The organism is Bacillus sp. FG16 (genome assembly GCF_057809515.1).
This window is the reverse complement of sequence record NZ_JBMDKC010000033.1, coordinates 37,240-52,716: the sequence shown is the minus strand read 5'-3', so window position 1 is coordinate 52,716 and position 15,477 is coordinate 37,240. Positions and strand designations below refer to the sequence as shown.

General features: G+C 37.9%; 11 protein-coding genes and 1 pseudogene. All 12 read right to left on the bottom strand.

The window, feature by feature from the left end:
- Nucleotides 1–6,121 (bottom strand): phage tail spike protein (locus tag ACODS7_RS14350; protein ID WP_488826932.1); only part of this gene is annotated, 6,121 nt, incomplete at its 3' end.
- Nucleotides 6,118–7,590, bottom strand: coding sequence for a distal tail protein Dit (locus tag ACODS7_RS14345; RefSeq protein ID WP_243169250.1), 1,473 nt, complete (start codon nt 7,588–7,590; stop codon nt 6,118–6,120). The genes ACODS7_RS14345 and ACODS7_RS14350, both read right to left, overlap by 4 nt.
- Before the next feature lie 41 nt (nt 7,591–7,631).
- Nucleotides 7,632–9,809: a phage tail protein gene (locus ACODS7_RS14340; RefSeq protein ID WP_243169249.1), complete on the bottom strand. Its 2,178-nt coding sequence runs from the start codon at nt 9,807–9,809 to the stop codon at nt 7,632–7,634.
- Nucleotides 9,810–10,079: 270 nt separating this feature from the next.
- Nucleotides 10,080–11,543: pseudogene (locus ACODS7_RS14335) on the bottom strand (hypothetical protein); the annotation flags it as partial.
- A 227-nt stretch (nt 11,544–11,770) separates the two neighbouring features.
- Nucleotides 11,771–12,133 (bottom strand): hypothetical protein, encoded by a 363-nt coding sequence (locus ACODS7_RS14330; protein WP_000415944.1) that lies wholly within the window; start codon nt 12,131–12,133, stop codon nt 11,771–11,773.
- A 4-nt stretch (nt 12,134–12,137) separates the two neighbouring features.
- Complete coding sequence (locus ACODS7_RS14325; RefSeq protein ID WP_001293693.1) at nt 12,138–12,731, bottom strand: major tail protein; 594 nt, start codon at nt 12,729–12,731, stop codon at nt 12,138–12,140.
- Nucleotides 12,732–13,061: a hypothetical protein gene (locus ACODS7_RS14320; protein WP_000172074.1), complete on the bottom strand. Its 330-nt coding sequence runs from the start codon at nt 13,059–13,061 to the stop codon at nt 12,732–12,734.
- Nucleotides 13,058–13,414 (bottom strand): HK97 gp10 family phage protein, encoded by a 357-nt coding sequence (locus ACODS7_RS14315; protein ID WP_098115884.1) that lies wholly within the window; start codon nt 13,412–13,414, stop codon nt 13,058–13,060. The genes ACODS7_RS14320 and ACODS7_RS14315 overlap by 4 nt, the downstream gene beginning before the upstream one ends.
- Nucleotides 13,407–13,706, bottom strand: coding sequence for a phage head closure protein (locus tag ACODS7_RS14310; RefSeq protein WP_000997898.1), 300 nt, complete (start codon nt 13,704–13,706; stop codon nt 13,407–13,409). Before ACODS7_RS14310 ends, ACODS7_RS14315 begins: the two co-directional genes overlap by 8 nt.
- A complete protein-coding gene (locus tag ACODS7_RS14305; protein ID WP_142952537.1) occupies nt 13,703–13,975 on the bottom strand; it encodes a head-tail connector protein in 273 nt (90 codons plus the stop codon). Before ACODS7_RS14305 ends, ACODS7_RS14310 begins: the two co-directional genes overlap by 4 nt.
- A 2-nt stretch (nt 13,976–13,977) precedes the next feature.
- The gene (locus tag ACODS7_RS14300) at nt 13,978–14,268 is read right to left on the bottom strand and encodes a hypothetical protein (protein ID WP_098115886.1); all 291 of its coding nucleotides are present in this window, start codon (nt 14,266–14,268) and stop codon (nt 13,978–13,980) included.
- Between the two features lie 36 nt (nt 14,269–14,304).
- Entirely contained in the window at nt 14,305–15,468 is a 1,164-nt protein-coding gene (locus ACODS7_RS14295) for a phage major capsid protein (protein WP_243169247.1), read from the bottom strand.
- Nucleotides 15,469–15,477: the final 9 nt, after the last annotated feature.

Below are 15,477 nucleotides of genomic sequence, written 5' to 3'. Positions count from 1 at the left end.
TAGAACCTACAGTATCTGTTGAATCTTTCCCCAAAAATAAAGAAGGCTGAACCCCCCCATCATTACGCGTATAAAATCCCCAATAACTTCTTACAAGGCCATCCTCCTTTAATCGAACATTAGATTTCATTATCTCTACCCATCTAGGGTCATTCGATTGCCGAGAAGTCCTAATATTCATCCCTTCCAAAACATCCCCTTTAAGATGTTCAGCTGTAACATATCCTACAAGGTTGATTTTATTAGCCTGGACTTGAACTTGTTCTGCCGTTTGATTGATAGATGAGATGATATTGCCTTTTTTAACTGTAGAATTAATTTCATTACTCATTACAGATAACTGAGAAGTATGCGAATCCACCAAAGCTTTACTTCCAAATTGACCGTTTGCTTCTGTTTTCGTATAAACATCCTTCTTCTCTGCCTTTAGATCAATACTTTTAGACTGCTGGTTTATGCTTGTTTCAAAAGTTGATACCTTAGAGTTAAAGTCTGTGGTAGCTACTTTCTTAGCAATCTCGCCTACAAGTTGGTCATAGTTAGCATAGTCTTTCGGGTTTTCCATGAAAGTTGAAGGAGTAGAACCTTGTTGTAATAATGGTTGTGCAGCGTAAAGTACACCATTCCTTCTTATCCATATATCAGCTCTTAATGCCGTTACAGGTGTAGCAGGAGCTGTTATTTTAGCGGATAATCTAACCCATGTATTATTTACTAGCTTAGGCAATAATTCAGTTTGTAAAGATGTAGATCCGGTAGAACCATTGAAGAACTGAAGTTTGATAACTCCACCTTCTGTTTCTAAAAGTGCTTTGTTAGTGACATAGAACCATGCAGAGAATACATAATCTCCACTACCTGCAGTTACAGGTAATGTTTGAGATACACCGACGAATTGGCTTCCTGTATATCCAGAACTAGACATTTTCACTGAATTATAACCTTCATGAGTTACTGAAGAATCGGCGGCAACTGTTTTATTTGTTCCGACTCCTTGTAAAGTCCATTTCGTTGTACTTGGCGTTCTATTTGTCACAATACCGGAAGTAGGATGGATAACTCTATCTTCAAAAGCAGAGTTCATAATTATGTTATTATTTCCTAAAGCTCCAACATAATCTTGCATTTCTGTTGTTTTAACTCTTAAATCAATTTGATTGCTTAACTGTGTAATCTGTGAGCCCTGCTGTGTAATCTGTGTCCCTTGGTTTGTTTGTGTAGTCGTAAGAGTGTTAACTTTCGAGATAGTGCCGTCAAGGGACTGCTGCAGATTATTAGATTTAGTTTCTAATGATCCCGTGCGATTTGACACGCTTGTAATGTTTGAAGAAAGACTGTCTACGTCCTGTTTTAAAGTATTCTGCGTTCTCATAGTCTCAATACTATTAGGACTCCAAGGAGACTTAATAGAACCTGCTTCAAGTTTTAGCTTAGCTAACCATATATTTTTAGTGTTAACTTCTGCTACTCGTGGGAATCTGAAGCGGATAAACCAACCCTTTGTGTTTGGTTTTAAAGTGAAAGTATGGCTTTCACGTGACCAACTGAGCTGAGCATATGTTTTAGCTTCTGCTTCACTCCAAGAAGTACCGTCATGTTGAAATATGATCGTTTGCATTCCCGTCAAGTCCTGCTTTTGGTCAAACGATAGAGTCAAAGTCTCCCCCGCACTAAAACCGTGCATTAGATTCACATTTGTAGCTCCTATTTGGTAAAAAGCATCCGAGTAGCTAGAACATGTAAATTGGATATGATCCATGTTAGTTGCGTTTCTTGTACAGCCGTTAAACGTGTAAGCAGAATCATCATGTAATACAGCAATTTCGCCTTTTTCTCCTGAAGACTTATACAGGAAGTTCTCCCCACCGCCTTGTACTGCTTTTGTGATAGTTAGCATGTTAGTATCAACTGTTTGGATAATTTCGTTTGTTTTAACAACTAGCGTTGAAATGTCTTCAGGTGCAGTCCTCCAAGTGTAGAGCTTTGTCCCTATAGTCAATTGAGGTTGACTTTGTTGAAACCATGCAGTCCCGCCTGTATTCTCATTGACTTCAAACCTCATATAACTCTCAGGTGCAGCCCCGCTAACCGTTAGCATATCAGCCGTTACAGTAGTTTCTACATCGTATCTAGCCCATGTATTACTTACGTTGAATGATTTAGCGTTGTTACGTCCTCGGAAGAAGTATGATACGACTTTCGTTTGTCCTGCGGGTAATCCCTTAATACGCATATAAATGCTCACGTTAAGAATGTCCCCTACTTTAACAACTCCCCTGTCAGCTAGGTCTTTAAAGTTATAGCACAAGCTTGACCAACTAGACTGCGTTTCCGCCACTGCGTTGTCTTGGAAAGTATCTGCTGAAATTCTAGCCCCTGCACCTTTCAGAAGCCAACGCTTCAAAGGGTCATACGTTGTAGAATAGCCTTTGAAACTACCTGCGTCCATGAACAAGTTAGTTACATCATCGTTAATAGCTGAAACAGTTGACTCAATAGAAGAAATCTTTTGTTTATTAGCGTCCACCGTTTGATTAATATCATTAGTTTTTGAAGTGAATACATCAAGTGTCGGACTCGGTGGAGCGTATGCAACTACCCCGTCCCCTTCAGTAACCATTATCTCCGTGAACTCTACACCCTTGCTACGTGTAGTAGCAGACTTACCTGCATAGAGAAGAATCCCTACAGTTGAAGCATTAGTTTTCTTGAAAGTGTGAGTTATGAAGCCGTCTTTAATTTCAATGTGTTGCTGTGAGCCGTTAGGGTAAGGATAAACTGAAATGTGTGTGTCTGTGCCTGCTGTGAATTTAACTCGGGCTGAAACTGTGTAGGTACGATCCAACTGCATATTAACAGGTAGATTTGCATAATTAAAATTGTCTGCGTCTGTCCCTGTATTCTTTGGATGTACAACCCATCTAGCAGAATCCACTTTAAGCAAGTTGTCCGAGCCTGTACGTCTATTCTCTACAGCAGTTACACGTGAGATAGTACTGTCAATCGTTTGTACAATCTCGTTTGTTTTCTTGACAATATCCCCGCTTGGCGCTTGCCAATCTTCTGTAATTTGATTCCCTTCAACTAATTGGAAGTATCTAATGTAAGCGAAAGCATTCGAATTAATAATCTCCTGCGAATACATGAAGGGAGTAAACAGCGTGTTTTCTGCGCCTGCTAGTGTTTTAAATTTGTAGCTCACACGTGTCCAAGTATTAGCAAGGATTTTCTTAGAAGTAGGCTCTAAAATAGCCCTCTGCACTGCTGTGTGAGGGTTTGCTCCAATAGTTGACCAAAAGTGCAGGGGATTCCCTGAACCGTCAGAAACGACGTTATCTACAGGTATTTTAATCAATGCAGAGTATACATATTCTGTATCAGGCTTAAGTATAATTGGACTGCTTGCGCGGATAGAGCCTTTGATTTTCATAGCATTAAAGCCGTCTTCTGTTACAACTTCCATAGTTGAGTTAGCAGGCGTGTTAGCCACCCAACCCCCTGTATTAGAAAACATACCTGAGTTTGAGATTAAGTTGTCACGTCCGTACTTAGTGTTCTTCATAGTAGTCTCTACAGCAGTAAGTTTCTGAGCGTTCTGATCCACAGTGTTTATAATCTCGTTCGTTTTCTGTGTAAATTGCTGTATAGTCGTCAACTCTTCAGGTGATAGCTTCCACGCTGTAGCTTGGTTGCCTTCCTCAACTTGACCTTTAAATAGTTTTATGCTACCTGTTAAGTCCCTTGCTCCCTGCGTTACATTAACTGATTTAATTTCTTTGTCATTTACTTTTACAACGAATACAAAGCGTTCGTTTAAATAGTCTTTGTTGACTGTTATTTTCCCATCAATACGTCCGTTAAGGTATTGTGTAGTGTTATCTATGAAAGTAATACCTAGCTCCATACCAAGCCAAGGATTAGTCCCTTTAGCAGTAATTTTACCTGTGAAGTACATTGAAAAAGTAATTTCTTTATTACGAATGTCATACTTAGGGAATGGAGAAGGCACAACTTTAAAGCCGTTATAGTTCCCAGTAGCAGAAGGGTTACTGAATATCTCTTCAGTTCCTTGAATTATATTGACTGAGCCAATGCTCATACCGTCAAAGCGTCCTGTCAATTCATTAATCTTCTGTACCGATCCTGTAGCCGTTTGCTCAATCGTATTCGTTTTAGTTTGCAGGGTTGAAATGTCCCCAGTTGCAGTATTAATTTTGCTCTCTGCTGAACCTATACGAGTAGTAAGCCCTTTAGCTGTTTGCTCTACCGTTGTTACACGGTTAGTAACGCCTGTTACATTGTTGTTAGTAGTGTCGAGACTTGACTGCTCTGCTTTAGACTTAATAGCGTTAGCGTTACGAATAATGTCTGTATTCATATCAGTGAATTTCTGAACGTTACCCGCCTTGTCCGTCTCATATACCTGCTTCCCTATAGTGTTTTGGTCAATGTAATCTTTCGTGTATACGCCTGACTTGTCTGCTTTATCTAATAGTTGTTGGTCAATCCAAGTCTTATCTACTTTCTTATTAACGTTAGTAGTCAGGTCTGTAATACGTTGCTTCTCAGCGTTAATGTTGCCCTGTAGCTCTGACTTAGCAGTATCTAATAACCCTTTATTAGTAGTGATATCCTGCTTAGCTTTTGTAATGTCATTCTGAGCCTGTGTAAGAGCCGTGTTAAGCGGTTTAGTGTCAGGGGAGATAATTACCCACGCCCCGCCCTTCCAAAGCTTCAGAACCTTGTTATTAGGGTCGCTTGAATCACTCCAAAGCGTTTTCCCTTCCTTTAGGTTAGCTGTAGGTGGTTTAACACTTTCTATAATATCTACAAGGTTTTGCTCCATGTAATCTTGAGTTGCTTCTGCTAAATCTTTGGCTGTTTGACTTTCTTTTTGAGCCTGATTAGCTTTATCTTTAGCTTCAATGATATCCTTGTTTTGTTCGCTAACCCGTTCCTTTAATTGGTCAAACAAGCCCTGAGGAACTTTGTCATACAACGAGCTTAGTATCTTTTGGTACAATCTATGCAACTCATCATTTTGATCAACAATTTCACGATAATCACCAAACACATATTTATCTTGTATCGGGTCTTTAAAGGATTCATCACCAGCAATAGCACGTGCTTCAAGGTACAACTTAGGTGTGAAACCTTTATCTATGATCCGGATTGTATCGCCTTCATTAATTAATTCGTGTGCTAATCCAAATACTTGCCCTATACTTTGTGCTTGAACTTCGTAAGAAACAGATGTATTTACACGTTTTTCTATTTCTGTTTTCATAAGAATTTTAAGCCGTTGCGGGGTCATATCTTGATTTTCTGTCTCTGGGCTATAGAAGCCGAATTTATGTTGCCCTTTTTCATTCCATCGCTGAAAAGCACCGTCGTCCACAAGATAAGGTACGCCGTTATTTATTTCTGCAATAGTAATAAATTCTCCGCCTTCTTTTTTTACGAAACCTAATAAGGCTGTACAAATGTTTTGAGAGTTCTCAATACGCTTAATTCCCATTAAATCTTTACCAAGAGTTACTTCTTTCCTTGTATCTCTTCCTCGCTTCTTAACCATATCTACATAACGACCAACGATTTGAGATCCTACCACTTCAGCACGATATTGAATTTCTAATTCAAATGAAGAAGCAATCTGTTTAAGAAAAGTCAGTGGATCAGTAAATTCATCAATAGTCATAGAATGCGATCCATTATGCTCCGTTTTACCTATTTTCCACTTGGTACCTGCAAGAGCTATTCCCATACATTCATTCAAGGTTTTACCTTCAATTTTTTGTGGTTTAATAATCCCTGCTTTAGCAAGCTGAATCCATTCACCAGATGCATAAGCAACCACTGATCTATCTTTAGAATCTTTTTCCGCTTCAGTAATTACATATGGAACAATTCGACCATCACGCACTTCTTTTAACACTAAATTTTGTTGTAAAAGTGTTGTTGCATGTTCTGTATTATCAAACAATCTAAACTCTAATGTATCTATATTATTCTTGATTTCCCAGTGGCGTTTATCATCCCAATAATCTTTTGGTTGTATAGCTGAAACGATTTGACTAGTTTTAAAATCAACAATATGTAAGATTCCACTTGGTGTTCTCATCTAAATCGCTCCCTATAACTTAATTTTGCTATTCCTATATTGGCTGGACGTACTATAATTTCATTCGGCCCTCTTTTTACAATAGGAAATGAACTGAATATGTCTTTCAATCCAATCACATTTTTCCCGTTAATTGTTACTAATGATCTTTCTGTATCTATTTGTATTTTATCTCCTATATCAAAAATATAAGGAGTCTCATCTATGGTTAAAGTGTTTATCTTCCAAAACTTAACATCTTCAATAAATGCAATATCAGCTGGTGGATTTGAACCATAAACAATACACCCTACTGCTATCTTGGCTACTGGTCTAGCTGTCATAGGATTACTGTCAGACTCATCTCTCCATGTACGGACAAAACTAGCATCATCTATCTCAGTATTCTTGCGATATTTAGCAAAATAGAAACTCCATTCTTTGCCCCTGCGAGCTACTGCAACATGTCCCCTAAAGTCGTTAAATGTATCAGAGTACATTCCCATTTCGTCAGAAATCCACTTTCTAGAACCTCCTGAATCAATAATTGCTTGTGCCGTTGTCATTTCATGACTCATATACTCATCAGCCATTGCTAGCTCCACTATTACATTGTCGTTAGCATCTAAAAGCATTACTACAGTTTTCCCCATTCTGTTCCAGTGTTCAGACTGAAAATTCATTTGCACATCAAGTCTAAAATCTTGGATAACGCCGCCTGTATTAGGAATAGTTCTCTTCATAAAAGGGCCATGCCACTCAGTATCCGTTCCCGTTCCATATGAATCAGGTGTAAAAGCGTATCCTTGCCAAACCTTCATAGCCCCTGAGCTTTTGTAAATTCCTATTTGACCAGTTACAGCATTCCAAGTAGTTAAACTCTTCATTTCATCCCATATGAGACGCTCATTTTGTTTCACAACACGAGTTTTAGCACCTGTGGGATAACCTAACCTAAAGTATTCGTCACCATTCCAGACATCAAGGAAAGGGCTCTGTGCTCCCACAGTTATATCAATAATTGGATTAGACTGTACAGATCCATTGTTACGTAATGAAGCTTTTAAGTCCCCCTTCTCAATAGCCAGTATGTTCTCTTGTACAGCTCCCAACTTATAAGGCATTGGACAAATAAATTTAAGTGTCCCGGTACCAAGGGCTACAAATTCATCTGGATCAAAGCTATCATCTATAATTGCTAAATATGTTCTATTTGGTTCTATATCAAAAATAAGTTCCGCTGGTTGCTCTGTTATTAACCACCCTGCAATTTCTTCTTTCAGCGTTTCTAAATCAGATCCATCAGGAACTATAATTCCTACAGGAATAGAAAGAACCCGAATTTCAGTTTGTGTGTTTAATAGTCTTGCACCAGGATATCCCGGAATACTTAATAAATTCCTTTTCAATGGTGCCCAAGTAGGTCTTTTCAAGCCTTTTGCAATTTGGACAAATTCTTTACGCTCGTTGTTAAATGTAAAAGAACTCATTTTGACACCCCATTTCTCTATAAAATAAAAGAAACTCAAACCTAAAAGGCTGAGTTTCTTTGCTCTTCTCTTTCTTGATATTCTTTTGTATATCGATAAGTCCCGCGCGCTAGATCACGACCATCTAAAATAACAGGAACTTCAACAACTAAATCACCACCAAGCGTCGGAATTGCTCCATCACCAGATGATCCAGACGGGTAATTAAACATTTGATTTGCAACTGTATTTGTCATAGCTTGTCTACTATTTGACATGTTCCCATATACACCACTCATGACAGTCTTTAATCCTGATAACTGGCTCATAGAGTTTGCCATCATGCGGCTCATATCACCCATTAATTGATTCATAGTTCCAGTAATACCAAGCGATTTTTCTTTTGATGATAAAGGAGTAACTGTGATTGAATTACCTTTCTTGGTAAATAACTCCGGACCAGCTTCACCTGTGATAAATGAACCATTACCTACAGGCTTCCCGCCCTTAGCAAGCATTGGTACATGTGGAATAGTTGGAGCGCTTACTCCTGGTATATTATTTAATAATTCTGCTGGTGTATTAAAGCCATCTATGAACTTATTAATAATACGTATGATTCCGTTGATAGCTGTACGAATACCACTCTTAATTCCATCCCACACGCCTAATACCGCAGACTTCATTCCATTAAATGCCCCACTAACAGCACTTGTTACCCAACGAACAGGAGTCATAATGGCATCTTTTAAACCATTCCACACTGAAGATGCTGTAGATTTAATGCCATTCCAGATACTTGAAAGTGTAGACTTAATGCCATTCCATACGCTACTACTTGCACTACTAATCATATTCCAAACAGTTGAAATGGCTGATTTAATGCTATTAAAAATTGAGCTTGCTGTGGAAACAATTGAATTCCATAAGCTAGAAAGATAGCTTTTAATCGCATTCCATACGGCACTCGTAGTAGAACTAATAGTATTCCAGACGTTCACAATCCAGTTTTTTATCGCATCAAAAATTGGAGTTACAATAGCGACTAATCCATTCCAGCATGCTTGTAAAAAATTCTTAACTGCATTCCACACAGCCATCGTGGCTGAACTAATTGTATCCCACACACTAATAATCCAGGATTTGATTTTTTCAAAGATTGGCGTTACAAATGACACAAGTCCATTCCAACAAGAAACCAAGAAATTCTTAATTGTTTCCCATACTAGGCTTGTAGTAGAACTAATTTTATTCCAACATTCAGAAATGAAATTCTTGATATTTTCAAATAGTGGAGTAGCAAAGTATAAAATAGCCGTCCAAATTGCTTGTAAGTATTGAGTAATGAAGTTCCATACAGTTTGGATCACTGTAGAAATACCATTCCAAATCATAGAGAAGAAATCAGCAATCCCTTGTAAAACAGGAGTTATAAAAGCAACTAATCCATTCCAAGTCTCTTGAAAGAATGTAGAAATGGAAGTCCATATTTCTGTAAAAAAAGCCGCTATCCCCTGCAAAACTGAAGTTAAATATTCAACTATCCCATTCCAGATTTCCATACAGAAGTTAAAAATGGATGTCCAAATACCAACGTACGTTTCTAGAATAGCGGTTCCCCAGGTTACAACAAACTCTACAATGCCATTCCATATACCTATTAAAAATTCCTTAATTGAGTTCCAAACTGCTGATGTAGATTCACTAATGCTATTCCACGCTTCACTTGCCCATTGCACAATCCCATCCCATATTCCTACTAAGAACTCTCCAATTGCATTCCAAGCATCAATGGTCCATTGTTTTATAGAATCCCAATTTTGATAAATTAGAACGCCCAAAGCAACTACAGCGGCTACAACTACGGCAATTAGTGCGACCCATCCCATCATTGCGGCCCCTATACCCGATATGACGACAACTATTGGTGCTAAAGCCATAAACGCCCCTGCGATTACTCCAATAGCTACTGCAATAGCTGCCAAAGTAGCTGCTAGTTTAGGATTATTAGAAATCCAATCGGCTATTTTAGCAACAACATCAGCTATAACTCCAAGAACAGGTTTGAGAGCCATTTGTAAATCTTGCATTGCTTTTTGAAATTTAACTGCTGGATTTGCATCCATTTTTTTAATGGAACCATTCAATTGTTCTTGATTCTTTTGGAAATCAACTGTTTTTTCTTTCGCACCCAGCAAAGTATTAATAATGTTTTGCCCTTGATCTTCATACATTGTCATTTTGTTATCGTAAAGGCTTTTTATCCTCTACTTCCGGGGATTTCTCCGCATTATAGGATGTTAACTCACCCTCGGTTCAGCATATATTTTCAACCTATAAGATTGTCGTTCACTCGTGGGAGTATTTTATTCTGTAATACAGGTTCAACTCCTATGCGTTACGGTGAGCCACATCTTTTAGAATGTGCTTTACCACGGTGTTAGCACCATCTTTACATGCTGAGCTTTCACCGTTTTTGAACGATTTTACTTCGGCACAATTCATCATCTACCGAAAAATTTAACACCTAATTCATTACGCTTTGTTTCATCATCAACTTGTGATAAGGCTTGTGCAATCTCAGTCATAGCCGCTGAACCTTCTTTACCACCATTAGCTACAGCTTGACCCCATTTTTCAACTTGTTCCGCTGAAATGTTAGTGCCTTCAAGAGCTTCTTTCATAGCTTTATCGACACCTTGACCGAACTCAGCCGCTTTAATACGCCCCTCTTTCAGACCATCTAAGAGATTATCAATATTCCAAGTACCTGTTTCAACACCAGCCTCCATAATTGCCTGTACTTCTTCAGCACTATATCCAGCTCTTGTTAACTGTCCTCCATACTCAGCAATAATGTCTAATTGTTCAGGTGGAAATCCCATTTTTAGCAACGCATTTGTTAAACCAAGTGCACCATCTTGCGAAATTCCTAATTCGTTGCCAATTTCATTCGTTTCTTGAATTAATTCAGTAAAATCTATTCCTTCATAAGATTGTGCAATTGCCGCTGCTCCTTTAACAACAGCTGCATTCGCTTCATCACTTACATTCTTATTTAAAGCCCACTGCCTACGTACACCTTCTAATGATGCCTCTGCATCCACACCATAAGCGGTTACCCCTCTTACAGCCGCCTCTACTGATTGCTTCGAGGATTCTGGAACATCAAAAGTTATATCAATTTTCGTTTGCAACTTTGACATATCCATTGCTTTTTCAACTGCACTAGCAATACCGCCACCTGCTGCCATACCACCTATAACGTTTTCAAACCCTATCTTTAGCCCTTCAAACTTCTTCTCCGTTCTTCCAGCTTCTTGCTGTAAATCTCTTAATTCATTTCGCACTTGTTGTATTGAGTTTCCGGCATCCACCGATCGAAGAGCTCTTTGTAATTTCTCTATATCTGTTTCTGCTCCTAATGCTTCCCGGCCGATAATTCCAATTGCTTGTTCCAATTGTCGACTTGTAGCCGTACCACTTTTAATTGCATTCACAAGACGATTTCCTAATGCTCCTGCAAAATCATCAACGCTTTTCCCAGTAGCGCTAAACAATGTCTCTAATTGCCTTGTTGAACTTGCTACACTATCTTGCTCAGCCTTCATGTTTCCAAGCTTATTCTTCAGACCATTAAGCGATCCTTCTGTAAATTCAATTTCACGCCTGAATGCACGGTATTGTTCCTCGGAAATTTTTCCGTTTTGAAATTGTGCTTGGACTTGTTGCTCCGCTGCCTTTAATTTATCTAACTTTTGTGTGGTGTTTTCAATTTGCTGAGTCAATAACTGTTGCTTTTGAGAAAGTGCCTCAATATTCCCAGGGTCAAATTTTAAAAGGCGCTCAATATCCTTTAACTCTTTAGCTACATCATTACTTCGCTTATTAACATCTTTTAACGCATTTTGAAGTCCGGTAGTTTCACCACCAATTTCAATCGTAATCCCTTTAATTCTTCCTCCTGCCATCATCTCACCCCTTTCCTAGAACGAATCGAAGTCTTTTTGATTTGCTTTACGAGTTTTTTCTTTGTCTGGATTCTCCATTTCAGCAAATTCAGCAATGTAATCAAAGCAATCACCTATTGTCATTACTTCTAAATCCCAACTCGTTAATTTCGATTTATAACAAAGAGCCAGGAACAAATCAGTCGTGAATTCTTCATCACTGAAAGTCCCTTGCTCTTCATTACTTTTCTTTAGTTTTTTTTTGCTCCCATTGTACTTTGAATCATATCGTTAATCTCTGGAATGATTTCATAAATAGGGAACTCTTCAAATCCGTCTAGCCATGTAATTGGATCCGGAAGATTCGGATCAGCGGTTTTAGCATATAACCAAACTAAATCATAAATAACTTCAAAATCTATTTTCTTTAAATCTACATTAGAGAGGTCAATAGAAGGCTGGGAACCATCTTGTGGTGTAAATGTACCAATGGCTCCTAAAGCCATCATATCCGCAAACAAATCACGTCTAAATTGCGCTTTATATCGCTTAACCGTTGCTGCTGTACTTTTCAGTCGAACTTGCTTACCATCTATTACAATTGTTTTTTCCATCTCATTACACTCCTTTTGGTGCTGTTGGTGTTTTCACATAGACCTTTTTGTACCAATTATCATGGATTGCTGGTGTAGTTTTAGAAGTTGTCTTTGTCTTAACCATCGGTCTACCACCAGTTGCTAGAATAATTGGGCTCGCGACGAATTTAAGCTCGTTTGTATTCGGTTCAGCTGAATTCGTTTTTGATTTCGATGAAATATTAGGACGACTTGCTGAACAGTTATACATGACATGACGAGTTGCTTTCACATCACCATCAAACTCAAATAACAGCGCGAATGGTTTACCTTTTGCATCGGCCAACTCATTTAATACACCATCTGTCTCATCTAATTGTTCACCTAACGCATCAATTACAAATTGCTCCGGAAGGAGTGCAATATTTAACGTTCCTTCATAACCTTGGTTATTATCCGCTGAGTAATAAAGCATATCGTCGGCATAGAATTCAATTAAATCACCGCGTGGTTCATTTGTTAGTTCAACCGCACCAGGCATTGGAATTGGTGTTCCAAATGTAACTACCCCATCTTTTGTTTCATATGTTGCATAATGGACATTTTTCAATCCAAAACTTACTTTGTTCTCACTCATTTATATCAACCTCGTTTCATAATTTTTTTGAAATAGGTTTTCAGTTTCAATAAAAACCTCATAGGATTCATAAGGAATCTCATAATTGTCTAGGAGTTTTTCAAGATTTGCTTCAGCAATTAAATCTTTTTTATTTGTATAAAGCTCGATACTTAAGTTATTTATCTTGTGATATACCTTGTTATCAGCCATTAAATTCGCTGATCCGTCCACAAGAAAACAAATATAAGGTGGCGCTGGAACCGGATTAGTTGGCGTTGCTGTGAAATGTGAATAAGCCACAGGATAACCTGTAGCATCAAGAATTTTCTTTAATTCACCTAATGTCATTGTTGAATCGCCCTTTCGACACGTTCAATTAGTTCATTTATCGCTTTTTCTTCTGCCGGAGCAATGTGAACCTTAGCTGCTACACGGCCACCATTTGCTTTAGCATGTCCCTTTTCCAATAAATGTGTAAGTTGTGGTTTCAGTGCATTATAAACAATGATTGCACTGCCATCCTTCTTTTTCCGCCAGCCTTTACCATACTTCCCTGTTTTCTTAGGACTTTTTTGTTTCAATTCATTAACAAGATCAGTCGCAACCTTTTCTTTAGTATCTTCTATATCTTCTTCTACTAAATTAGCGTATCTTTGCAATTCCCTAGCAATATCACTTGCCAGAGTATCAATATTAGACACCTGCTTTCACCTCACAATAAAGTTCGATTTTTTCATCGTCTCTTTCATACGTGCGGTAAATGCTATATTTTTTATCTCGGTACTTCACTTTTCGTTCATCCTGGTAATCCCAGACATGAACAATCAATATATGACTGGCCTTGATGTTACTTTGTCCAGCTTGAAAGAATTCTGATTGAGGGACTGATTTTTTCTTACAAAATACCTGTCTACTAAATACTTCATTTTCCTCAACTTGACCTAATTCGTCTTTAGTAATTGTTATTACTGGGAATAGTAAAATATCATTCATTTATAGTCACCCGCTAAAGTTAGATGATTCTTAAGCATGTTATAAGATGCTAAAAACCGTTCTGCCTCTTTTGCGTCTGAAATAAAATTAGCTTTTACATACGTAATAATTGATCTTTTAATTAGAGGATCAGTGTCATCATTTGCCTTGAGATGAGAAACACCAGATAACTTCAAATCATATCGAGATGCTTCAATCAAATCTTCAAGTTCATCATCAAGAGCATTATGTGAGATGCGTACCGCTTTCTTCACAACATCAAGCATCATATTCATTCACCAACTTGCTCTAACTCTTTTAAAGCTTCTAGAGCGGCATCTTTACCCTTAATCTTTTCGCCATTTGGAAGTTCGTAATACCCTCCTCCAACATGAACCGGTCCTTTTAAATCTTCTTGTTTATCTATAATTCTTTCTTTATTCAAGAAACCTTCATCTTGTAGATACATTACACGTTCTGCGTCATTTGATTCATATGAATCCGCAACACTATAATGAATGAAAGTGAATTTATCTCGAAAAGCTCTTTTTACAACATATTTATTCAACGGTTTCCCACTCACTGTTAAACCTCCTTATACCATAAAGAAAAGCGACTATTATACAGTAGCCGCTTTCTTCACTCGTAAGAATCCATTTTTAGAAATTACGTTACCACCTGCAAAAACAGAACCTCTATGAGCAATCATACCTTGCTTGAATTTAAAGTCTGTAGATCGTTGAACGTCCATATCTGAGAAAATAGTAAGTTGATAGTTTGATAAAGGACCATATGCCATGTTATATTGTCCAGCTGTCGTTTTAGCATCAGAAACAGCCTTACAAGCACTATTAATAATGAATGGTACCCCATCGATTGTTCCTGAATTACCTTGTGACACTACGTTATATACCTTTTTACCATCAGATGTACGAAGCTTAGCAAATGCTTTTAAGTCTAGTTTATTTAAAATCAATACTGCCGCATCTTCTACGTCTTCATCTCCACCATAACTATAAATAATTTCATCTAATGTAGATGCGTCAATCGCCGAGATTTCTAAATCTTTTTCTGCATCAATCGCCGTAGCTGCTGCCGAGAAAATACCAGCAAGTCGATTCGTCGCACCTGTACCAATTAAAATTTCACGAGTTAACTTTTTACGAGTAGCTACCGTAATCCCCTTCATTACTTCAGCATCGTAATCAGCTGCTGGTAATTTTTGAAGCTCTTCTGTGTCTTCTGAATAAGCTGTAACTTTTGCTTTTGTGATATCCGCATATCCAAAAGTTGTTTCTGATGTATTATAGTCATTTCCTTCAGTTGTGTAATCACCTTCTCCATAACTTTTAATATACGGCTGTTGGTAACTCTCTCCACCTTTTAAAGTTTTAGAAGAAACACGATCAATTAGCGTAGACACTTCATTGAAAGTTGGACGAATATCCGTTGCACTATGTTTAGGTAAAACTACATTACCACTTCCAACTGTAACAGCACGGTTTTCCATTAGAGCCTGTCCACGTTTTTCAGAAGTCTCTAATTCTACGTCTTGTTTTTGAGGTTCATTGTTAAATGTTTCAACTGTACGCATTTCAGGCATTTGATTATTATTAATCTCCTCTGCTTCTTTTAATAATCTTTGTCGTGTTTCGATTTGTTTTTGTGTTTCTTCAAGGTCTCGTAATTCTGTTTCTAATGCTGCTAAGTCTACTTCCTTATCGCTTTGTAACATTGAGCGAATTTCTGATTTTCTAGTTAAAATTTCTTGTAATGTTTTCAAATGAATCTC

What these genes read in the sequence shown, in the direction of transcription:
- ACODS7_RS14345 (WP_243169250.1), bottom strand. Translation starts at nt 7,590, where the DNA reads ATGAGTTCTTTTACATTTAACAACGAGCGTAAAGAATTTGTCCAAATT.
- ACODS7_RS14340 (WP_243169249.1), bottom strand. Translation starts at nt 9,809, where the DNA reads ATGACAATGTATGAAGATCAAGGGCAAAACATTATTAATACTTTGCTG.
- ACODS7_RS14330 (WP_000415944.1), bottom strand. Translation starts at nt 12,133, where the DNA reads ATGGAAAAAACAATTGTAATAGATGGTAAGCAAGTTCGACTGAAAAGT.
- ACODS7_RS14325 (WP_001293693.1), bottom strand. Translation starts at nt 12,731, where the DNA reads ATGAGTGAGAACAAAGTAAGTTTTGGATTGAAAAATGTCCATTATGCA.
- ACODS7_RS14320 (WP_000172074.1), bottom strand. Translation starts at nt 13,061, where the DNA reads ATGACATTAGGTGAATTAAAGAAAATTCTTGATGCTACAGGTTATCCT.
- ACODS7_RS14310 (WP_000997898.1), bottom strand. Translation starts at nt 13,706, where the DNA reads ATGAATGATATTTTACTATTCCCAGTAATAACAATTACTAAAGACGAA.
- ACODS7_RS14305 (WP_142952537.1), bottom strand. Translation starts at nt 13,975, where the DNA reads ATGATGCTTGATGTTGTGAAGAAAGCGGTACGCATCTCACATAATGCT.